This window comes from Paraburkholderia lacunae (assembly GCF_003353175.1).
GTDB lineage: Bacteria > Pseudomonadota > Gammaproteobacteria > Burkholderiales > Burkholderiaceae > Paraburkholderia > Paraburkholderia lacunae.
Map to the genome: position 1 here is coordinate 176,200 of NZ_QHKS01000002.1, position 20,487 is coordinate 196,686.

General features: G+C 64.0%; 16 protein-coding genes, 1 tRNA gene and 1 pseudogene. 12 read left to right on the forward strand and 6 right to left on the reverse strand.

Annotated features, from left to right (window positions below; translation table 11 throughout):
- Positions 1-48 precede the first annotated feature (48 nt).
- The 4 genes from DLM46_RS03595 to DLM46_RS03610 all read left to right on the forward strand — a co-directional run bounded on the left by DLM46_RS03595 (position 49) and on the right by DLM46_RS03610 (position 1,941).
- Complete coding sequence (locus DLM46_RS03595) at positions 49-636, forward strand: phosphoheptose isomerase (RefSeq protein WP_115099408.1); 588 nt, start codon at positions 49-51, stop codon at positions 634-636.
- A 26-nt stretch (positions 637-662) separates the two neighbouring features.
- Entirely contained in the window at positions 663-1,454 is a 792-nt protein-coding gene (locus DLM46_RS03600; RefSeq protein ID WP_115099409.1) for a BON domain-containing protein, read from the forward strand.
- A complete protein-coding gene (locus tag DLM46_RS03605; protein WP_115099410.1) occupies positions 1,451-1,801 on the forward strand; it encodes a c-type cytochrome in 351 nt (116 codons plus the stop codon). The genes DLM46_RS03600 and DLM46_RS03605 overlap by 4 nt, the downstream gene beginning before the upstream one ends.
- A 64-nt stretch (positions 1,802-1,865) precedes the next feature.
- Positions 1,866-1,941: transfer RNA gene (locus tag DLM46_RS03610), tRNA-Ala, on the forward strand.
- A 258-nt stretch (positions 1,942-2,199) separates the two neighbouring features.
- On the opposite strand, the gene DLM46_RS03615 is transcribed toward DLM46_RS03610, so the two are convergent.
- On the reverse strand, positions 2,200-2,868 hold the full coding sequence (locus DLM46_RS03615; RefSeq protein ID WP_115099411.1) for a Vgb family protein: 669 nt from the start codon (positions 2,866-2,868) through the stop codon (positions 2,200-2,202).
- Between the two features lie 152 nt (positions 2,869-3,020).
- Complete coding sequence (locus DLM46_RS03620; protein ID WP_115099412.1) at positions 3,021-4,241, reverse strand: helix-turn-helix domain-containing protein; 1,221 nt, start codon at positions 4,239-4,241, stop codon at positions 3,021-3,023.
- A 133-nt stretch (positions 4,242-4,374) separates the two neighbouring features.
- Between DLM46_RS03620 and DLM46_RS03625 the strand changes: the two genes are divergently transcribed.
- The 6 genes from DLM46_RS03625 (at position 4,375) to DLM46_RS03655 (ending at position 11,252) form a co-directional block, all read left to right on the forward strand.
- Entirely contained in the window at positions 4,375-5,139 is a 765-nt protein-coding gene (locus tag DLM46_RS03625) for a DUF899 domain-containing protein (protein ID WP_208866235.1), read from the forward strand.
- A gap of 8 nt (positions 5,140-5,147) precedes the next feature.
- Positions 5,148-5,984, forward strand: coding sequence for a DUF2182 domain-containing protein (locus DLM46_RS03630; RefSeq protein ID WP_115099414.1), 837 nt, complete (start codon positions 5,148-5,150; stop codon positions 5,982-5,984).
- Positions 5,985-6,381: 397 nt separating this feature from the next.
- The gene (locus tag DLM46_RS03640) at positions 6,382-7,083 is read left to right on the forward strand and encodes an NAD-dependent epimerase/dehydratase family protein (RefSeq protein WP_115099415.1); all 702 of its coding nucleotides are present in this window, start codon (positions 6,382-6,384) and stop codon (positions 7,081-7,083) included.
- Between the two features lie 155 nt (positions 7,084-7,238).
- The gene (locus tag DLM46_RS03645; RefSeq protein WP_115099416.1) at positions 7,239-8,747 is read left to right on the forward strand and encodes a sensor domain-containing diguanylate cyclase; all 1,509 of its coding nucleotides are present in this window, start codon (positions 7,239-7,241) and stop codon (positions 8,745-8,747) included.
- A 107-nt stretch (positions 8,748-8,854) separates the two neighbouring features.
- Positions 8,855-9,472, forward strand: a complete 618-nt coding sequence (locus DLM46_RS03650; protein ID WP_115099417.1) for a DUF2239 family protein — start codon at positions 8,855-8,857, stop codon at positions 9,470-9,472.
- Between the two features lie 472 nt (positions 9,473-9,944).
- On the forward strand, positions 9,945-11,252 hold the full coding sequence (locus tag DLM46_RS03655; protein ID WP_115099418.1) for a solute carrier family 23 protein: 1,308 nt from the start codon (positions 9,945-9,947) through the stop codon (positions 11,250-11,252).
- A gap of 162 nt (positions 11,253-11,414) precedes the next feature.
- Here the strand turns inward: DLM46_RS03655 and DLM46_RS03660 are convergent, their stop codons facing one another.
- A complete protein-coding gene (locus DLM46_RS03660; protein ID WP_115099419.1) occupies positions 11,415-13,070 on the reverse strand; it encodes a Na+/H+ antiporter in 1,656 nt (551 codons plus the stop codon).
- Positions 13,071-13,499: 429 nt separating this feature from the next.
- Between DLM46_RS03660 and DLM46_RS03665 the strand changes: the two genes are divergently transcribed.
- Positions 13,500-14,777 carry a sensor domain-containing phosphodiesterase gene (locus tag DLM46_RS03665; RefSeq protein ID WP_115099420.1) on the forward strand — a complete coding sequence of 426 codons (1,278 nt, stop codon included), beginning with the start codon at positions 13,500-13,502 and terminating at the stop codon, positions 14,775-14,777.
- A gap of 35 nt (positions 14,778-14,812) precedes the next feature.
- Positions 14,813-14,973: pseudogene (locus DLM46_RS40045) on the forward strand (copper homeostasis protein CutC); the annotation flags it as partial.
- A 6-nt stretch (positions 14,974-14,979) separates the two neighbouring features.
- Here DLM46_RS40045 and DLM46_RS03675 read toward each other — a convergent pair.
- The 3 genes from DLM46_RS03675 to DLM46_RS03685 all read right to left on the reverse strand — a co-directional run bounded on the left by DLM46_RS03675 (position 14,980) and on the right by DLM46_RS03685 (position 20,466).
- The gene (locus DLM46_RS03675; RefSeq protein ID WP_115099421.1) at positions 14,980-18,567 is read right to left on the reverse strand and encodes an indolepyruvate ferredoxin oxidoreductase family protein; all 3,588 of its coding nucleotides are present in this window, start codon (positions 18,565-18,567) and stop codon (positions 14,980-14,982) included.
- A 388-nt stretch (positions 18,568-18,955) separates the two neighbouring features.
- The gene (locus DLM46_RS03680; RefSeq protein WP_115099631.1) at positions 18,956-19,921 is read right to left on the reverse strand and encodes an ion channel; all 966 of its coding nucleotides are present in this window, start codon (positions 19,919-19,921) and stop codon (positions 18,956-18,958) included.
- Positions 19,922-20,220: 299 nt separating this feature from the next.
- Positions 20,221-20,466 (reverse strand): hypothetical protein, encoded by a 246-nt coding sequence (locus DLM46_RS03685; protein ID WP_115099422.1) that lies wholly within the window; start codon positions 20,464-20,466, stop codon positions 20,221-20,223.
- Positions 20,467-20,487 lie beyond the last annotated feature (21 nt).

Below are 20,487 nucleotides of genomic sequence, written 5' to 3' on the forward strand. Positions count from 1 at the left end.
AACACGGCCGCATGGCGCGGCTCATTCGCGGTACAAGATAGAGACTCGATGTCAGTCGAACGCATTCAACAACACTTCCGCGACAGCGCGGCAGTCAAACTCGAAGCCCTCGAAACCCTGTCGATGCCGATCGCTGCTGCGGTCGACACGATGTTCACCGCGCTTGCCAATGGCAATCGCATTCTTGCGTGCGGCAACGGCGGGTCGGCCGCCGACGCGCAGCATTTCGCCGCTGAACTGATCGGCCGATTCGAACGTGAGCGTCCGGGTTTGCCGGCGATTGCGTTGACCACCGACACGTCCGTGCTGACCGCGATCGCCAACGACTATTCATTCGAGCAGATTTTCTCGAAGCAGGTCTGGGCGCTCGGCCAGCCGGGCGACGTGCTGCTGGCGATCACCACGTCGGGCAATTCAGCCAATGTGCTGGCCGCGATCGAAGCCGCGCACGAGCGCGAAATGATCGTGGTCGCGCTGACCGGCAAGGGCGGCGGGCGCATGCAGGAAGTCTTGAGCGACACCGATATCCATGTGTGCGTGCCGTCCGATCGCACCGCGCGTATCCAGGAAGTGCATTTGCTGACCATCCATTGTCTGTGCGACGGCATCGATGCCATGTTGCTGGGCGAAGACTGAGACTGATTCCGAAGGAGAGCTAGTTGATGAGCGTATTCCGCGTCAAGAAGACACTGGTGAGAACCGTGCTGGTGATCGGGTTCGCGGCGGGGCTGTCCGCGACGTTGCAGGGGTGTTTCCTCGCCGTCGCCGGTGCGGCGGGCGGCGGCGCGCTGGTGGCGACCGACCGGCGCACGCTCGGCGCGCAGACCGAGGATCGCGAGTTGCAGGTGAAGGCGCTCGCGCAGATCAGCCAGAATTTGCCGGACTCGGCGCACGTGAACGTGACGGTGTTCAACCGGCGCGTGCTGCTGACCGGTGAAGTGGCGGGCGAGGTGTCGAAGCAGCGGGCCGAGACGATCGTGCGTGGCTTGAACAACGTGAACACGATCGTCAACGAACTCGCGATCATGCCGGCCAGCTCGTTCTCGTCGCGCACCAATGACACGTACCTTGAAACGCGCGTGAAGACCGCGCTGATCGCCGAGAAGAATATTTCGGCGAACAACTTCAAGGTGGTGGCCGAGCGTGGCTCGCTGTATCTGATGGGTCTCGTCACGATGGACGAAGGCAATCGCGGCGCGGATGTGGCGAGCCGTGTGCCGGGTGTGACGCAAGTCGTGAAGGTGTTCCAGTACATCCAGCCGCAGGAAGCGGCGGCGGCTGCCGCGGCTGCGGCCACTGCGCCGGTGGCCGCATCGCAACCGGACGCCAGCGCGCCGACGGTCGGCACGATTCCGGATTCGTCGGTGAGCGCGCGTCCGCTCGAGCAGCAGGCGCCGGCGCCGGTCAGCAATTCGAACTCGGTGCATCCGGGTAATCCGAAGGCGACGCCATGAAGTGGTGCGTTGCCCTTGCAGGTGCTGTATTGACGGTTAGCGTGTTGGGCGGTGCTTTTGCATCGACGGCGCAGGCAGCTGATACGCCGCGCGGCCAGGTGGTGGCAAACGCGAATGCTTGTATGGGATGTCACGCGGTGGACCGCAAGCTGGTCGGGCCGTCGTTCCAGCAGATCGCGACGAAGTACAAGGGCGACGCGCAAGCGCCGGCCAAGCTGTCGCGTAAGGTGAAGGACGGCGGGGCCGGCGTATGGGGCATGATTCCGATGCCGGCGCATCAGTCGATGAGCGATGCTGACATCCGCACGGTGGTCGATTGGGTGCTGGCGGGCGCGCCATCGAAGTGATGTTTTGGCGCGCCGCGGCGCTTGGCAAAACGGAAAATGCCTGTGCTAGAATAATTTGCACGTTGGGGGGGTAGCTCAGCTGGGAGAGCGTCGCGTTCGCAATGCGAAGGTCGGGAGTTCGATCCTCCTCCTCTCCACCAAGTTTTTCTTTAGAAACAACGCACTTGAATCAGGCCCCCGACTTCTGCCGCAAGTGCAACAACATGCCTGACTAACAAAGAGCAACAACTGCCGCAAAACAAAGCCGACTTAACGTCGGCTTTGTTGTTTCCAGGACCGATCCAAACCACCCGCTCATCGAGACCGCGAATTCGAGCCGCCTCGACCCCTCCGCCTACCTGGCCGATCCGTTCGGCGCGCTCCGCCTACTCGCAGCTGACGAGCCGCCCATTCACCACCTACTCGCTCGCGGCCTCACCCGAAATCCCGCCACTTCGCCCAGGCCGCCGGACAGCCCTCACCTTCCCGCTGCTTCCGCCTCCGCAAAAGAACTGATCGCCGCCATCGGACTCGAGTCCCGACACGCCCATTCCCGCCGGCATATCGAGCCTCTCGAGGACCTCTCCCGTGCGAGGATCGATTCGCCTCAACTCGCTCTCATCACCTTCCCAGGTGCCGTGCCAGAGTTCTCCGTCGACCCAGGTAACCCCGGTGACGAAGCGATTGGATTCGATGGTGCGAAGAATCGCCCCTGTCTGAGGATCGATCTGATGGATCTTCCGGTCCCGATACTGCCCCACCCAGAGCGTGCCTTCGGCCCACGCGAGCCCCGAGTCAGCACCACCGCCGGGCGCCGGGATCGTCGCGAGCACACGGCCGGTCGTCGGATCGATCTTCTGGATGCGATCCTCGACGATCTGAAACAGGTGCTGGCCGTCGAAGGCGGTTCCCGCATGCGCGGCGACATCGATCGAGCGCAGCGTCTTCCCGCTCGCCGGATCGAGGGCGTTCAGCTTGTCTCCGGTAGCAAACCAGACTTGCTGACCGTCATACGTGACTCCACCCACCTGGTCGACACCCGGAAAGGGTCCATATTCACGGACGATTTTGGCTGCGGATCGATTCATGTTTCCATCCTGGTTGTCCTCAAGAAAACGCCGGGCCACCCCAGGTTTTCCGCCCCGCAGGAAGTCCCTTGGGGGATTGTCCCCCCTCTGCTGGCCTGGCGCGATGCGGAAGGTTTGGGAGCACCTAGTAGTGGACGATTGTTGCTTCCATCCTAGCCGGTCGGCAAAGGAACGGGGAGTAACAAGGTCGTCGTGAATCCCGGCACAGGCGGGGTCATCCAGCGGCGCGCTCGTCCGTGGCCAAACGGCTGCACCTTGTCCGCGGCCGCAAGCGAGTCGAGTGCACGCTGCACGGTGCGCTGGCTGGCTCCAAGCGCAAGCGCGAGAGCCGAACTCGACCACGACTCGCCGTCGGCGAGGAGGGCGAGCATCGCCGCATGCTTGTCTTCGACGGGCCGCGCCAGCACCACGACCTCGCGTGCGCCGCGCGGCACCAGCGCAAATCCTCGCGTCGTCGCGCTCACGCCGGCCAGCGTCCCAAGCACCCTGCGAAGCCGCCCGACTTCGACTCGCAGGCGCGCGCGATGCGATTCGTCAGCGTGTTTCGCCCGGAATGCCAGCGCGACGAGCGCGTCCCTCGGCACGTCTGACGGCCACGCTTCGCCCAGCGCGCGTGCCAGCGCGAACAACACCGGACGCCTCGCGAGCGAGACCACCGTGTCGACGTCGCGTACGACATGGCGGCACGCGTCCACGACGAGCGCCTTCGACGCCAGCAACGCTTCAACCTCATCGAGCAGCAGGAGCCGCTCCTCGCCGCGCGCAATCAGGCGCGCTGCGGGCGTGTTCAGGACGTGGGCGGCGCTTTCGACTTCCGCTGTCAGTGCCGGGATCCCCGCGTGGTGCGCGGCGTGCCCGGCTCGGGCGAGCGCGGCGCGTGCCGTCTTCGTCCTGATGCGCCGAATCGCGATCCCGGCAACGACCAGTTCGTGGGCGGCCCGCGACGCGGGAGGGAAGGGCGCGGGGTCGAGTTCGGCGAGCGTACGTTCGGCTTCGTCGAGGCGCCCGATCAGAAGGAGGCGCCGGACTTCGAGATACCGCGCGTGCGCGGCGTTCACCCGGTCGCCGTGTGCTTCGAGCGTCGCCCGCGCGGCGTCGAGCGCCTTCGCTGGCCAGCCCAGGTCGCGCGAGACGAGTGCGATCTCGGCTTCGGCGACGATGCACCTCGCGCGGGCCACGGCTTCTTTCGGACCGAAGGCGCGCGCCGCACTTCGCAAGAGAGCCTTCGCCCGAACGAGATCGCCGAGCTGGGCCATCGCGATGCCGCGAAGCGCGAGCGCAGGTGCGTCGTCGCGCAAGGCAACCCGGTTCAGTGCGCCGAGCGGATCCCCCGCTGCGAGCGCGCGCGCCGCAGCCGTGACTAGCGAGTCCATGGCCTATTCGAATCCCGTCACACTTGTCACTCCCACCGTTCGAAGTCCGGAACTAATCTAGCACGACCACCAACCAGCACGCCGTAGCGGGAATTGAACGACCGGCGAGCAACACTCAACGGAGGGAAGCATGATGACGACACATACGACCGGGACACGTGAAGAGTGGCTAGCCGCGCGGCTCGAGCTGCTCACGGCGGAGAAGGAGCTCACGCGCAAGGGCGACGAGCTGGCGCGTCAGCGGCAGGCGCTGCCCTGGGTTCGAATCGACAAGGCGTACCGATTCGAGACCGATGAAGGGAGCGCCTCGCTGCCGGACCTTTTCAGGGGACGCTCGCAGCTTCTCGTTTACCACTTCATGTTCGGGCCCGACTACACGGCGGGGTGTCCGTCCTGCTCGTCGATTGCAGACGGGTTCAATGGTGTCGCCGTGCACCTGGCGAACCACGACGTCATGCTGATGGCGGTGTCGCGGGCGCCGCTTGCCAAGCTGCAGACGTACAAGCGCCGGATGGGGTGGACGTTTCCGTGGGCGTCGTCGCATGGCAGCGACTTCAACTTCGACTTCAACATTTCGTTCACCGAGGAGCAGCAGCGCGAGGGGCGCGTCGAATACAACTACAAGCGCGGCGGCCACGCGATGGACGCGACACCGGCACCGGAGCCCGTCGCCCAGTTCGCGGCCACCTGCGGAACCGACGCTTCCACGTACGTTCGCGACCGGCCGGGCCTGAGCGCGTTCGTGCTCGAAGACGGCGTGGTCTACCACACGTATTCCTCCTACGCGCGCGGCGTGGACGGCATCTGGGGCATGTACCAATGGCTCGATCGTGCGCCCAAGGGGCGCAACGAGACGGGTATCTGGTGGCGCCGTCACGACGAGTACAACCAGCGCTGAGCATCTTCATGAGTGACGCTGGCGCAACCGGGGCACGGGAATTCTCGCGACGGGCGGTTTCCGGGCGAGCTTCCCGTCGAACCTTCTTCGGTGTCCTGGCGCTGCTCTTTGCCGCCAGCGCGACGGCGACGATCGTCGGGTGTGCGGCCATGTCGGCGATGGGCGAGATGCCGATGCCCGGCGGCTGGGCAATGTCGATGGCGTGGCTGCGGATGTGCGGACAGACGTGGCCCGGCGTCGCGGCGTCGTTTCTCGGCATGTGGGGCGTGATGATGGTGGCGATGATGCTGCCATCCCTTGCGCCCACGCTGTGGCGCTATCGCCTGGCGGTCGGCAGAACGGGCGAGACGCGCCTCGCCTGGCTGACTGTTCTGGTGGGCGTGGGTTATTTCTGCGTATGGACCCTGTTCGGCGTGGTCGCCTTTGCGCTGGGCGCGGTGCTGGCGGCAGTCGAGATGCAGCTGCCAGCGCTGGCTCGTGTCGTTCCAATTGCGGCCAGTGGGGTCGTTTTGAGCGCTGGCGCGCTGCAGTTCACCGCGTGGAAGGCCCGCCACCTTACTTGCTGCCGGGAGGCGCCGGGGCGCGCTCGCACGTTGCCGGCGAGCGCCGGTGTTGCCTTGCAACACGGCCTGCGCCTGGGGCTGCACTGCAGCTGCCGTTGTGCAGGCTTGACGGCGATCCTTTTCGTCATTGGAGTCATGGACCTGCGCGCGATGGCGGTCGTGACGGCAGCTATTACCATCGAACGTTTCGCGCCGGACGGTGAGCGCATTGCGCGAGTTGTCGGCGTGGCCATCGTCGCAGCAGGGTTGTGCCTGATCGTGCGAGGGGCGCTCGTGCAATAAACAGTAACGGCCCCGTGAAATCCGTGTTCCCGCACATTCCGCGCTGATGCGATTACGCACCGACAGCACCGACAGCACCGACAGCACCGACAGCACCGACAGCACCGACAGCAGAAACAGCTTGAGCCGACACCAACTTCTACGGCGCCGTCAACGTGACGCGCGCGGCGTTGCCTGTGCTGCGGCAGCAGCGACTACGGCGAAGGCGACAAAGCGCGCGCGGCAAGCGCCGAAGCATGGCGAACGGTCAGCGTCGCGACGGATTACAGCGCACCCGCGCAGACTGCCCGACTTTCCCGCGGCATCGGCGTAAAGTTGAGCCCGCGTCGGCGGGCAAACCCGTGTCCGAAGCATTGACCAACACGCACTGGCCGCACGTGGCCATGGAGCAAGCATCATGAAGGTTCTGATTTTCGGCGCGACGGGCATGGTGGGCCAGGGCGTGCTGCGCGAATGCCTACGCGCGCCCGACGTCGACGCGATCCAGACGGTGGGCCGCACCCGCACGGACCAGCTCGATCCGCGCCTGCATGAACTGATTCAGCCGGACCTGATGGACTACCGCGCGGCCGAAGCATCGCTGAAGGGCTTCGATGCGTGCTTCTTCTGCCTGGGCGTGTCGTCGGCGGGCATGCGGGAAGCGGATTATGCGCGCCTGACCTACGACCTGACGCTGGCGGCCGCACAAACGCTCGTCCGTCTGAATCCGCGGATGACCTTCATCTACGTGTCCGGCGCGGGCACCGACAGCACCGAACGCGGCCGCAGCATGTGGGCGCGCGTCAAGGGCAAGACCGAGAACGCGTTGCAGCGTTTGCCGTTCAAGGCCGTCTATCTGTTCCGTCCCGGCGTGATCCAGCCGCTCCACGGCGCGCGTTCGAAAACCCGTTCGTACCGGCTGGTCTATGCAGTCGCCAAGCCTTTCCTGTCGACGCTGCGCGCGCTGTTGCCCAACCAGATCCTGAGCACCGAGGACATCGGCCTGGCGATGCTGGAGCTCGCGCGCCACGGCGCCGGCAAAACGGTGCTCGAAGCGTCCGATATCCGCGCGCTGAGCCGTGCCGCATCCGGATCCCAGTTGGATTTGCATACCAGCTGACCGCGCGCGGCCAGGTCGCGAAAATCCCCGTCTTTTCGAGCGTTCGATGTGCCGTGCCGTCTGGTAGGCTACCGTCTTCACAGTCGCGCCTTCAGCTGCAGACGCGACCCACCTCCCCACGCGCGTGGATCAGCGCACGTTCGAACAATAAGACCATGATGACGCGTCGACCGAACATCCTGATTGCCGTCAGTATCGTGCTGGCCAGCGCGATACTCGCGATCGCGGTATGGGTGCTGGCGCAAATGCGTGATGACGCGTTGCGGCGCGCCCAGGATTCGGTCTTCAACGTTTCGCTGCTGGTCGAGCGCGACGTGTCGCGCAATCTGGAAATCTACGATCTGTCGCTGCGCGCGGTGATCGCGGGTTTGAAACAGCCCGGCGTGCTGGACCTGCCGCCCGAAATCCGCCAGATGGTCCTGTTCGACGGCTCGGCCAGCGCGAAAGACATGGGCTCGATCCTCGTCACCAACGAAACCGGCGACATCGTGTTCGACTCGCAAGCGAGTCCGCCGCGCAAGTTCAACCTTGCGGACCGCGACTACTTCCAGGTTCAGCGCGACTCGCCCAACGTCGGCCTCTACGTGAGCCATCCGTTCATACCGAAGGCGCCCGGCAAAGACATCACCATCGGCTTGAGCCGGCGTCTTTCGCATCCGGATGGCAGCTTTGCCGGTGTCGTGGTCGGCACGATGCGCCTCACTTACTTCAGGCGTCTGTTCGCCGGCATGAATCTCGGTGCGAGCGGCTCGATGGCGTTGATGCTCGCCGACGGCACGATGCTGATGCGCCGGCCGTACGATCCGAAAATCATCGGCCGTAATCTCACCGGAACGGCGAACTACACGCGCTTCACCCAGCAGCCGAGCGGGGAATTCTTCGGCACGGCGGCGATCGACGGAGTCGAGCGCTGGTATGCGTTCCGCCATATCGACGTCTATCCGCTGATTCTCGACGTGGCGCTATCCACACAGGACATCTACGTGGAATGGCGGCATCGCGCGTGGATCATCGGCACGCTGATTGCCGCGCTGGATGCGACCATCATCGCGATGGCCGTGCTGTTCTCGCAGCAATTGCGGCGGCGTCTTGCGGCCGAAGCCGAGTTGCGCGAGCTGGCGCGTACTGACGGGCTGACCGGGCTGAACAATCGCCGCGAGTTCGAGGAACACATCGAAGAAGAGTGGCTCCGCGCGCAACGCTGCGCGTGGCCGCTGTCGATGTTGTTGATCGACGTGGACAGTTTCAAAGGCTTCAACGATCTGTACGGCCATTCGGCGGGCGACGAAGCGTTGATCGGCGTGGCGCGCTGCATCGCACAGAACGTGCGGCGCCCGGGCGACACGGCAGCGCGCTACGGCGGCGAAGAGTTTGCCGTGCTGCTGCCGGATACCGACGAATTCGGCGCGGAGCGTATCGCCGAGCAGATTCGCGCCGCGGTGCAGGCGCTTCAACTGCGGCACGTCGCCAGCTCTCACCATGTGCTGACCATCAGCATCGGTATCGCCAGCACCAAAGGTCACACCTTCGCGACGAGCCGCTCACTGATCGACGCCGCCGACGAAGCGCTCTACGAAGCCAAGGATGCGGGCCGAAATCGCGTGATGCGTTATCCGGCGGCACGTGCGGATAGCAGCACGCTAGTCGAGCAGCCCCACCGATAGGCCGGAGGCCTCATCGGTGAGCGGCCTTTAAATTTCACCCGGGTAATATGTTGCGCCAAATTATACCCGGGTATAATTCGACAAATTCTTTCTTACCGGAGTTTGTCATGACCCCCTATATCGCCAGCTGCACTGCCTTCGAAGGGCTCCGCCGTATTGCCTCAGGCGCCTTGCCTGACGTGGCGTTGGCGGTGCGAGCGGTGTTCGAACGCGGCGAACAGGCGCCGGTTCTGATTTTCGACGACGTGACGAGCCGCCCGGTCGAGTTCGATTTGCGCGGCACACCCGAAGAGATTGTGGCGAGGCTGGCCAGTCAGGAGTCCGGCGAGGCATCAGCACAAGCTGCCGACGCCACGGAAGACGACGCCGCCCCGCGTGGCCGCGGCCGGCCCAAACTCGGCGTGGTGGCAAGAGAGGTCACGTTGTTGCCGCGCCATTGGGACTGGCTGAACGGGCAGCCGGGCGGCGCTTCGGTTGCGCTGCGCAAACTGGTCGATGCGGCCCGCTCGGCCAGCGAGGACAAGGACCGCAAACGTGCGGCGCAGGAAGCGGTTTATCGCTTCACGACTGCGCTGGCCGGCAATCTGCCGGGTTACGAAGACGCCACGCGCGCCTTGTACGCTGACGATCGGCCGCGTTTTGAAGACATCGTCTCGGCCTGGCCTGCCGACGTGCGCGACCATACGCTGCGGCTTGCCGCCCACGCCTTCGTGACGCTTGCGTAGCTTCAAACGGCAGTCCCATGCCACCGACGACAAAACGGATGGACAAAAAAAACCGCTCACGCCCGGGGGAGCGTGAGCGGAAAGTCGGAGAGTTACAACAACATCGATTGCATGCGCTCACTCACGGGATTTGAACGCAGCGAGAGAAAGTCTAAGAGTCCGGCTGCATCGCAAATATCAGACAACTCCCAATCCCCGCGCGCGGCGTCGGCGGCGGCTGAATCGATGGCAGACCGGGCGAGGCAGTTGCAAGCGGCGGCGGTCACAGTGTTCTTCCTGCAAGCAAGGTGCGGCTGATGGCGTCGATGACTTTGCAGGGCGTGCTGTTCGCCACGCTTTCCATCCAGTTTTTTGCCCCGCTTCGCACCACCCTTGCCAGGGGTATTCGCACTCCGTACACTCGCGCGTAATTCGCAGACAGCGCCGTTTTCCGGCGCCGTCCACATCACGCCGACAGAGGAGAACCCCCGCCATGGCCGATTCTTATTTCCCCCGCTGGCGCGTCCAGCCCAATGCCGCTGAAGGCCGGATCGTCGGCACGGATGAGCGGCTCGCGTGGCCGCAGATGTTCGCGATGGGCGTTCAGCACGTGGTCGCGATGTTCGGCGCGACCGTGCTCGCGCCGCTGCTGATGGGCTTCGATCCGAATCTGTGCATCTTCATGTCGGGGATCGGCACGTTGCTGTTCTTCGTGATGGTAGGCGGCCGCGTGCCGAGTTATCTCGGTTCGAGTTTTTCGTTCATCGGACTCGTGATCGCGGTGACCGGGTACGCCGGTCACGGGCCCAATATGAACATTCCGGTCGCGTTGGGCGGGATCGTCGCGTGCGGGGTGGTGTACGCGCTCATCGGGTTGATCGTATCGGCGGTGGGCACCCGGTGGATCGAAACACTGATGCCGCCGGTCGTCACTGGGGCGATCGTCTGCGTGATCGGGCTGAATCTTGCGCCGATTGCGGTGCACGGCGTGAGCGGCAGCAACTTCGATTCGTGGATGGCGATTGTGACGGTGCTGTGTGTCGGCGCGGTGGCCGTGTTCGCACACGGCATGTTGCAGCGCCTTCTGATTCTGGTTGGTTTGCTGATGGCGTATGTGATTTACGCGATCGTGACGAACGGGCTCGGCATGGGTAAGCCGATTGACTTCTCGATTGTCGCGAATGCTGCGTGGTTCGGCATGCCGCATTTCACGGCGCCGGTTTTCAACGTGCAGGCGATGACCCTGCTGGCGCCGATCGCGGTGATCCTTGTTGCTGAGAATCTTGGGCATATCAAGGCGGTGAGCGCGATGACCGGGCAGAACCTCGACCGCTATGTGGGGCGTGCCTTTCTCGGCGATGGACTCGCGACGGTCGTTTCTGGTTTTGCCGGCGGCACGGGGGTGACGACGTATGCCGAGAACATTGGCGTGATGGCCGTAACGAAGATTTATTCGACGCTGGTGTTTGTGATTGCGGCGCTCATTGCGTTGGTTCTCGGCTTTTCGCCGAAGTTCGGCGCGGTGATCCAGACGATTCCCGGGCCCGTGCTCGGCGGGGTGTCGATTGTCGTGTTCGGGTTGATTGCCGTGACCGGTGCGAGGATTTGGGTCGTCAACAGGGTTGATTTTTCCGACAATCGCAATTTGATCGTCGCGGCGGTCACGCTTGTGCTAGGGGCCGGAGATTTTTCGTTGAAGCTGGGTGGGTTCGGGCTCGGCGGTATCGGCACCGCCACCTTCGGCGCCATCATTCTGTATGCGCTTCTTCGTCGGAAGCCCGTGCAACAGCCTTCTGTTTGAGCTTTTTTGCCTTCGCGGCGTGATGGGACACCTGCCTGGACGCCTGCCTGCGGCGTTGGCCTTTCCTTGCTGCAAAAAGAAAGGCCAACGGCGCGAGGGCGTACAGAAAAACGCGGGCCGCAAGCAGAAAAAACAATCAGCGCCTGCGGCGAAATAAACCGCTCACCGTCCTCGACTAGTCAGCGCGGTCTCCAGCAAGTCGACCTCCCGCATCAACTTATTCAAAGTCTCGTCGTTGATTTTCTGCGTATTCCGCAGTGCCAACAGCGCCTTCCTCTCCGCTCTCATCGCCGCCAGCTTCATCCGGAATTCAAGCGCATCGGCCCGCCGCGCCAATTCGCGCGGCTCCTTTTCATCTCCAAGCGTAGCGAGCCGTCGCCGGTACAAATCCATCACTCTCGCGGTGACATCCGCCGCATACGCCGATGCGGATTCGTCGAGATCCGCACACTCGGCTTCGTGCAACTCGTCGACGGCGCGAATCGCAGCTTGCGCCGCAAGTGTGCGCGCCAGCGCCTCCTCCGCAGCATGCGGATCCTTCCCCTTGCGCCAGCCTCGCAACAGGAGCGGCAACGCCACCACTGCCACCAGCAGCGAAGTCAGAATCACGCCCGACGCGATGAAAATCGCCAGGTCCCGTCCCGGCAGCGGCGTGCCGCCCGGCAATACTTCCGGCAACGACAGCACGCCCGCCAGCGTCACTGCGCCACGCACGCCCGCCACGGTCGTCACCGTCACCGTGCGTAGCCCCGGCACCGCATTCGTCATGCCGTGCTTCGCCGCGCCGCGGCTCGCGAACCAGCGCAGCAGCCATACCCAGACGAAGCGCATCGCGTAGAGCGCCATCGTCACCTCGGCGATGTAGCCGATCAGCAGCCACACCTGCGTGTTGCTGATCTCGTGCGCATCGAGCAACGCACGGCCCAGGATGTGCGGAAACTGCAGCCCCAACAGAATGAACACCATGCCGTTGAAGACGAACTCGATCATCGTCCACGTGCTGGCGGCGCGCACACGCGAGGCAGCCGGTCCGGCGTTCGCAATGCTCGCGTAGTTCATCGTCATGCCGGCGGCGACCGCGGCCAGAATGCCCGACAGCTCGAAGCGCTCGGCGATCAGATACGCGCTGAACGGAATCAGCAGCGTCATCACCACGCCGGGCGCCGGATCGCCTTCTTCGGTGACGCGCAGAAAATGCGCCGACACGATGCTGAACAACCAGCTCACCGCAGCACCGGTCGCGAGACCGCCCACCGCGATGATCACGAAGCTGATCGACGCGTCGCGCAGCGAAAACACGCCGGTCAACGCAGCAGCAATCGCAAACTTCAACGCGACAAGGCCCGACGCGTCGTTCATCAGCGCTTCGCCTTCGAGGATGTGCATCAGCCGCCCAGGAATCCTGCCCTTGCCGGCGATACCGGTGAGCGCCACCGCGTCCGTCGGCGAGAGCACGGCGGCAAGTGCGAACGCGACCGGCAACGGAATCGAGGGCACCAGCGCATGCACGAAATAGCCGACCACCAGCACCGTCATGAAAACCAGCCCGAGCGCGAGCATCAGGATCGAGCGGCGTGCCATGAACAATTCGCGCTTGGGGATGCGCCAACCGTCCGCGAACAGCAGCGGCGGAATGAACAGCATCATGAAGATTTCCGGATCGAAGGTGACGTGCAGGCCGAGCCTCGGCCATGCGAGCAGTGCGCCGATCGCGATCTGTACGAGCGGCAGCGGTAACGCAAACGGCAGCACGCGGGCGACGATGCCGGATGCGGCGACAGCCAGCAAAAGAATCAGTACGGTAAAGACAATTTCCATCGCTCTATTTCTGGAGATATAACGGTGTTTCCTCTGTCATCGTCGACGACGACGTCGCGTTTCAATCACGAGGCGCAAGGCAACTACAAGCGAGGTCCGGGCGAGATACAAGGAAAGCGTAAGAGAACCACGAGGCCGAAGTTTAGCCCGACCACGCTTGCCGTCATCGTCAGACGGGCAACGCACCGGCCGTACCGATAGCAAGCGCCTCAAAAAAAGGCAATGCACCGCAACGGTGCGTTTTGCGCCCACAGTCGACGCATGAACCCTTCTGTCGGTGCAATCTTTCATGCGAATTTCATTCGAATGTGCGGCACCGTGCGCATGGAGCTTGCTTAAGCAATATCGATGACGCACATTTCGAGAGACGGCGCCGACGTTGTTCGCTTCCGCGTTCGGACCGGCCCGACTCTCGCGTGAGAGGATTGCATGACGATTGCGCAACACGAAAGAACGGCCGCCGCGCCGCATGGCTTCGAGGTCGAGGTGACCTCGGGGCTCGAACGCTTTTCCGTGCAGCACGGCGAGCTGACATTGACCAGCGTGTTTCAACCGATCTTCAGCCTGTCGCATATGCGGGCGGTCGGTTATGAGGGCTTGCTGCGCGCGCACGACGCGCTGGACCGGCCTGTGTCGCCGCTCGACGTATTCGGCGAGGCCGCGCGGCTGGGCGACATTCTTCAAGTGGACCGGCTGGCCCAGACGCTGCATCTGGAAAACTTCAAGGTGCTCGGCGCCGAGCGGGAATGGCTGTTCCTGAATGTCCATCCCGGCGCGCTCACCGATCCGTATCACTCCGCCGCCTTGCTGGCCAATCTGCGCCGGCTCGATCTGCCGCCGCGGCGCATCGTGCTCGAGGTGCTCGAGCAGCGTGCGGAAGACCTCGAACGCCTCGCCGATGCAGTGCGCCAGTTCCGCGAGCGCGGCTTCCTGATTGCGCTCGACGATTTCGGCGCGGGCCATTCGAACATCGAACGGATCTGGCAACTGAATCCCGATATCGTGAAGCTCGACCGCATCATGCTGTCGCATGCCGCGCACCGAGCCGATATGGGGACGATCCTGCCTGGGCTGGTCGCGCTGCTTCACGAGGCGGGCAAGCTGGTGCTGATCGAAGGTGTCGAAACGGAGCACGAAGCGCAGATGGCGCTCGCTTGCGATGCCGACTTCGTGCAGGGTTTTTTCTTCGGCCGTCCGAACCCGGGCGTGGCCGACGCGCCGCACGCGGCGGCCTGCATCGGCGAACTCACCGATCGTTACCGGGATCAGACCGAAGCGCGCGAGCGCCGCAACGCGAGCCGTCTCGCGCCGTATTTGCGCGCGTTCGAGCGCGCCGCGGAACGGCTGGCCGCAGGTGAACCGCTCGAGGAAGTGTGCTGGAATTTTCTCGCGCTCGATCACGCCGCGCGCTGCTTTCTGCTCGACGCGAAAGGCAGGCAGGCGGGCCGCAACGTCGTGCTGCGCGCCGATCGCGCGGCGCACGAAACGCGCTTTCTACCGCTCGCCGACGCGCAAGGGGCGAACTGGCTGCGTCGTCCGTATTTTCGCGCGGCGATCAATGCGCCGGAACGTGTGCATGTCACGCGTCCGTATCTGTCGATCAACGAGGCGCTGCCGTGCGTGACGCTATCGGTGGCGACGCGTGTCGGCGAGCAGACTTGCGTGCTGTGCGGCGATATCGACTGGGTCGACGAAGAGCGGTTCTGAGATCATGTCGTTTTTAACGACGCCCAGCCGCACTCATACCCGTTCTGCTTGAAGTCATCGCCACGACCGTCGCCGACGCGCGGCTTGCCGCGCAAGCCGGCGCGAACCGTCTCGAACTCGTGAAGCGATGGGCGAGGGCGGCCTGACGCCGAGCGCCGGTTTGATCGAAGCCGTGCTCGACGCAGTCGAGATACCGAATTGATTACTTCGCCACGACCACCGGAATCCCGCGCAACTGCCCGGCGCCTTTCACCTCTTCCAGCGACTTCTTCACCGCCGCGCCCGTCGCGGCTTCGATCTGCAAGCGTACGGCCAGATCGCGCTCACCGCGCTTCACGCCCGCCAGATTCGCCAGTTTCACGTGACCGTAGCCGCGCACGCGAGCGTGCAGATCGGCCAGCTTCGCGACGTCTTCGAGATTGCCCGCATCGAGCTTCGCGAAAGCGCGTTGCAGCGTGGTTTCGTAGTCGCCGGCGAGTTCGCGCTCCATCTTGCGTTCGAGCGTGCGGCTGAACGGATCGAGCATCGTGCCGCGCAGGCCGCGGAATTTTGCCAGCATGCCGAGCACCGGCCACATCCACTGACCGAAGGTCTTCTTGGTCGGATTGACGCCGGGTTTCGGACGCGCGAGCGTCGGCGGCGCGAGGTTGAACCTGATGCCGAAGTCCTTGCCGGCCACGCCTTCGAATTGAGCTTCAAGCGCTTCAAGGAACGCGCTATCCGTATGCAGGCGCGCTACTTCGTATTCGTCCTTCACCGCCAACAGACGATAGAACGTCGTCGCCACGGCGCGCGTGAGGCGCTCGCTCTTTGCATCCACCGCACCTTCCGCACGCCGTGCCGCGTCGACCAGCGCGCGATAGCGCTTCACATAGCTCGCGCCGCCATACGTCTGAAGGCGTGCTTCGCGATGTGCGATCAGTTCGTCGAGCGTATCGACGCGTACCGGCTGCTTCGCCAGATGCCGCGCTTGCCACAGCGCTTCGAGCGCAGCCGGATCGGCGGCGGCCAGACGGCCGATCGAAAACGCCAGCTGATTCATCTGCACGGCGACGTTGTTCAGCTCGATCGCGCGCATCATCGCCGCGAACGATACCGGCACCAGGCCGAGTTGCCAGGCATAACCGAGCATCAGAATGTTCGCGCCGATCGTATCGCCGAGAAAGCGCGTGGCGAGCGCTTGCGCGTCGCAGGTGGCCATGCGTTCCGGGCCTGCCGCGTGGCGCATCTTGTCGAGCAATGCGTCCGCGTGCAGCGTGGCATCCGGGTTCTGCACGAAGGTCGCATTCGGAATCGCATGCGTGTTGACGACGATGCGCGTGCGGCCGTGACGCACCGTCTGCAGCGCGTCGGCACTCGCGCCGACCACCATATCGCAGGCGAGCAGCACGTCGGCCTGTTGCGTGTCGATGCGGACCTGGTTGAGCCACTCGTCGCGCGCGGCGAAGCGCACGAACGACAGCACCGAGCCGCCCTTTTGCGCGAAGCCCATGAAGTCGAGCACCGAGGCGCTCTTGCCTTCCAGATGCGCGGCCATGCTGATCAGCGCGCCGACCGTCACGACGCCCGTGCCGCCGACGCCGGTCACCAGAATGTCGTACGGCGCGGCATCGAGGTGCGTGGCGGGAACCGGCAACGCTTCGACGTGCGCGGCAAGCGCTTGAGGATCGAACGCGACGCCTGCGGCCTTCTTGAGCTTGCCGCCTTCGACGGTGACGAAGCTCGGGCAGAAGCCGTTCACGCATGAATAGTCTTTATTGCACGACGACTGGTCGATGCGACGCTTGCGGCCCAGCGGGGTTTCAACAGGTTCGACCGACAGACAATTCGATTGCACGCCGCAATCGCCGCAGCCTTCGCAGACTTCCTCGTTGATGAACAGGCGCTTGTCCGGATCGGGAAACTCGCCTTTTTTCCGGCGACGCCGTTTTTCCGCCGCACAGGTCTGGTCGTAGATCAGCACGGTCACACCGTCGGTGTCGCGCAACTGGCGCTGCACGGTGTCCATTTCGCTGCGATGGTGGAACGTCGTGCCCTTCGGAAACAGATCGTGATGGCCGTCGTATTTCTCCGGCTCGTCGCTGACCACGACGAAGCGCGACACGCCTTCGGCTTCCACCTGACGCGCGATCTGCGGCACCGAGATGCTGCCGTCGACGGGCTGGCCGCCCGTCATCGCGACCGCATCGTTATAGAGGATCTTGTACGTGATGGTGGCTTTCGCGGCCACCGCCTGGCGGATCGCGAGAATGCCCGAGTGAAAGTAGGTGCCGTCGCCGAGATTCTGGAACACGTGGCGCGTTTTCGTGAACATCGAATGCGAGGCCCAGTCGACGCCTTCACCGCCCATCTGGATCAGTCCGGTGGTGTCGCGCTCCATCCACGACGCCATGAAGTGACAGCCGATCCCCGCCTGCGCGATCGAACCTTCGGGCACCTTGGTCGAGGTGTTGTGCGGACAGCCCGAACAGAAATACGGCGTGCGCTTCACGCTGTCCGCGGCGTTCGAGAGGATTTGCGGCGCGACCAGATCGACCACGCGCTCGCGGCGATCGAGCGCCGGCTTGTGCGTCGCGAGCCAGTTCGCGAACACCGGCAGAATGCGCGACGGCCGCAATTCCCCGAGCGAGGACAGCAGCAGCGTGCCGTCTTGCGCATGCTTGCCGATCACGATCGGCCGCGTGCCTTGCGTGCGGTTGTACAGATAGTCCTTGATCTGCTGTTCGATGACCGGGCCTTTCTCCTCGATCACCAGCACTTCCGAAAGCCCCGCAACGAACGCGTCGATACGCGTCATTTCCAGCGGGAACGACAAACCCACCTTGTAGATCCGCACGCCGGCCGCTTCCAGATCGGCAACGGTCAGATCGAGCCGGCGCAGCGTTTCCATCAGGTCGAGATGCGCCTTGCCGCACGTCACGATGCCGACGTTCGCGTGCGGACTCGGCGCGATCCATTTGTCGATGCTGTTGATGCGCGCGAAATGACGCACCGCGTCGAGCTTCGCGTGCATTCGCGCTTCGATCGTCAGGCTCGGCAGATCGGGCCAGCGGTTATGCAGACCGCCCGCCGGTGTGTCGAAATCCTGTGGAATCGTCCATTCGGTTTGCAGCGCGTCGAGGTCCACCGTCGAACCGGATTCGACCGTTTCGGAGATCGCCTTGTAGCCGACCCAGGCACCCGAGAAGCGCGACAATGCCCAGCCGTACAGGCCGAATTCGAGCATGTCGGCGATGTTCGACGGATTCACGATCGGCATGTGCCACGCCATCATCGCGAAGTCGCTCTGATGCGGCATCGACGACGACACGCAACCGTGGTCGTCACCCGCCACCACCAGCACGCCGCCGTGCGGCGACGAGCCGTACGCGTTGCCGTGTTTCAGCGCGTCGCCCGCGCGATCCACGCCGGGGCCCTTGCCGTACCACATCGCGAATACGCCCTCGACGGTGCGCTCCGGGTCCGCTTCCACGCGCTGCGTGCCGAGCACCGCGGTACCGCCGAGTTCTTCGTTGATCGCGGGCAGAAAGCGGATATCGCTGGCGGCGAGCAGTTTGCCCGCCTTCCACAACTGCTGATCGACCATGCCGAGCGGCGAGCCGCGATAGCCGCTGATAAAGCCGGCGGTGTTCATGCCGTGCGTCCTGTCGAGCGCGCGCTGCATCAGCGCGAGACGCACCAGCGCCTGCGTGCCGGTCAGGAAGATCCGGCCGCGCGTCGCGGTGAGGTTGTCGGACAGCTTGTAGTCGGCGAGAGCGGGCGTGCCATCGACGGGCAGGCGAGCGGTCATAGGTGAGTCTCCTGTCGATCGGAGTTCGCGCTTCAGCTGTCGACCGGAGTTCACGTGTCGGCTGGAGTTAGCGCTTTAGCGCTTACTCCAGCCCCATAGCGTGTTACTCCGGTCCCATGCAAAGCACTTACTCCGATTCCATGCAGCAAGGTTGTGGGTTTTGCATCCGCGCGTGTGGTGGGGACCACGTGAGGTGACGCAGCGAAAGAGACTCTATTTTTTAGCGCCGATTAGAGTGGATTTTTGCTACCTCGCGCGTTCGATGGTGAATGCGCGCGAAGACCTGCGCGTTTTAGCGAGTTTTTGAGATGGAAATGCCACGCGCCGGCCGGCTTCGGGTATGCCCTGGTGCGGCGGCGCGATAGCCGACGCGGCTTGCGCTATGGCTTCACACCGGCGCTTTCGCCGTGACCGCGACGGGCGCCGGGTCGAGTGGAACGATTTCGTGAAAATGCGCGTAGTCGATGTGACTCACTCCCTCTTCCTCGCTCATGATGTCGGCGTAGCGGTATTGCCAGTAAATCTGATCGCAAGTCCACAGGTGGCGCGCCTGCATGGTCTGCGAGGTCGACTCGTCGGCCCCTTCGATGGTGAGCAGCAGGGACGCGTCGCGGCCTTTGAGTGTCTCGGCGGTTTCGCCGAACAGCGGACTGTTCTCGTCGATGGTGTGCATGAGGATCCAGCCCAGTTTGAATACCGGATGCTGCTCGCGCACCAGCGTCAGGTCGTAGAGCTTGCGCAGCGTATAGCCTTCGATGGTGGTTTCCAGGCGCATGATGCGCAGCCTCGCGCGCGCTTCGGCGATGACGTTCTGACGGGCATTGGCGGCGCGCACCATCAGCGTCATGCGGCCGTCGAGCGGCCGTACGACTGCGTAGCGGGCAAACATGATCTTGGCGTGCGGGCGCGAAAAGCGCGCGAAGATCAGCCCCGTCGCCAACGCGATACTCGACATGCCGACAAAGATTTCCAGCGTCGCGATCCAGTGTGCGTAGACGGTTTGCGGATGCATGTCGCCGTAGCCGACTGTCGCGAGCGTTTCGACGCTGAAGAAGAATGCGCCGCCGAAACCCGCCGGAAACTGATTGGCGATCGTCGCCGAGCCCAGCATGTAGAGCGCGGCGAACACGGTGTTGAGCAACAGGAACAGCAAGGCGAGCGACACGAAAAACGTCGGCCAGCGGACGGCGAGTGCGCGGTGATAGAGATCCTGCCAGAGCGGCGTCGGCATGCCGTGCGCGATGACCACGCGATCGTCGAGGCGCAACTCGCGGCTGCCGCGCGCGCGACGTCGCTGCGCGTGCGCATCGGCATCGCCGGTGCCGGAAAAGCGGTCTGACGATTCGGTTGCCATCATGTGCTCGTGGAGATGAAAACGCGCAAAGCGTAGCACGCCGATCGGCGTGCGGAAGGTGATTTCGGGCGTGCCGCGCGTGTGGCGAAAGCGGAACCCGAATGAAGCCCGAACGGAGCCCGAATGGAGCCCGAATGGAGCCCGAACGGAACCTGAGCGGAACCTGAGCGGAACCTGAGCGGCCCACGCGGGCTGCGATTCTTGCGAGCGCCGCGACGCTTGTCTGGCAGGTGTACTCGACTGCCGCTCTGCGTGCCGAACTTACCGCAGGGGTGTCGATCGATGCACTCGTTCCGGCTTTACGGAAACGCGCGCGGCTCTGGAATACCGGCGCCGTGTTCTATGTCGTCGACGGCTTGGTGGTGCGCGGCGGCGATTGCTTCGGCTTCGTCCGTGTAGCCGTCGTCGCTGCCGACGGTCGTCCACGATTTGACAGCTTTTTCACGATGACGGATTTCGTATTCCGCGTCCCAGCGCGCGCCGTTCAGTTCGAGCGGGCGGACGTGAATCGAGTAGACGCCGTAGAGGAAGAGCTGTTCAGCCATGATCGCCTCCAGCCGGTTGGT

Excerpts from the sequence above, each read along its gene's own strand:
- DLM46_RS03655 (WP_115099418.1), top strand. The coding sequence starts at position 9,945 with ATGGCCGATTCTTATTTCCCCCGCTGGCGCGTCCAGCCCAATGCCGCT.
- DLM46_RS03640 (WP_115099415.1), top strand. The coding sequence starts at position 6,382 with ATGAAGGTTCTGATTTTCGGCGCGACGGGCATGGTGGGCCAGGGCGTG.
- DLM46_RS03625 (WP_208866235.1), top strand. The coding sequence starts at position 4,375 with ATGACGACACATACGACCGGGACACGTGAAGAGTGGCTAGCCGCGCGG.
- DLM46_RS03600 (WP_115099409.1), top strand. The coding sequence starts at position 663 with ATGAGCGTATTCCGCGTCAAGAAGACACTGGTGAGAACCGTGCTGGTG.
- DLM46_RS03665 (WP_115099420.1), top strand. The coding sequence starts at position 13,500 with ATGACGATTGCGCAACACGAAAGAACGGCCGCCGCGCCGCATGGCTTC.
- DLM46_RS03595 (WP_115099408.1), top strand. The coding sequence starts at position 49 with ATGTCAGTCGAACGCATTCAACAACACTTCCGCGACAGCGCGGCAGTC.
- DLM46_RS03620 (WP_115099412.1), bottom strand. The coding sequence starts at position 4,241 with ATGGACTCGCTAGTCACGGCTGCGGCGCGCGCGCTCGCAGCGGGGGAT.
- DLM46_RS03660 (WP_115099419.1), bottom strand. The coding sequence starts at position 13,070 with ATGGAAATTGTCTTTACCGTACTGATTCTTTTGCTGGCTGTCGCCGCA.
- DLM46_RS03645 (WP_115099416.1), top strand. The coding sequence starts at position 7,239 with ATGATGACGCGTCGACCGAACATCCTGATTGCCGTCAGTATCGTGCTG.
- DLM46_RS03685 (WP_115099422.1), bottom strand. The coding sequence starts at position 20,466 with ATGGCTGAACAGCTCTTCCTCTACGGCGTCTACTCGATTCACGTCCGC.
- DLM46_RS03675 (WP_115099421.1), bottom strand. The coding sequence starts at position 18,567 with ATGACCGCTCGCCTGCCCGTCGATGGCACGCCCGCTCTCGCCGACTAC.
- DLM46_RS03650 (WP_115099417.1), top strand. The coding sequence starts at position 8,855 with ATGACCCCCTATATCGCCAGCTGCACTGCCTTCGAAGGGCTCCGCCGT.
- DLM46_RS03680 (WP_115099631.1), bottom strand. The coding sequence starts at position 19,921 with ATGGCAACCGAATCGTCAGACCGCTTTTCCGGCACCGGCGATGCCGAT.
- DLM46_RS03605 (WP_115099410.1), top strand. The coding sequence starts at position 1,451 with ATGAAGTGGTGCGTTGCCCTTGCAGGTGCTGTATTGACGGTTAGCGTG.
- DLM46_RS03615 (WP_115099411.1), bottom strand. The coding sequence starts at position 2,868 with ATGAATCGATCCGCAGCCAAAATCGTCCGTGAATATGGACCCTTTCCG.
- DLM46_RS03630 (WP_115099414.1), top strand. The coding sequence starts at position 5,148 with ATGAGTGACGCTGGCGCAACCGGGGCACGGGAATTCTCGCGACGGGCG.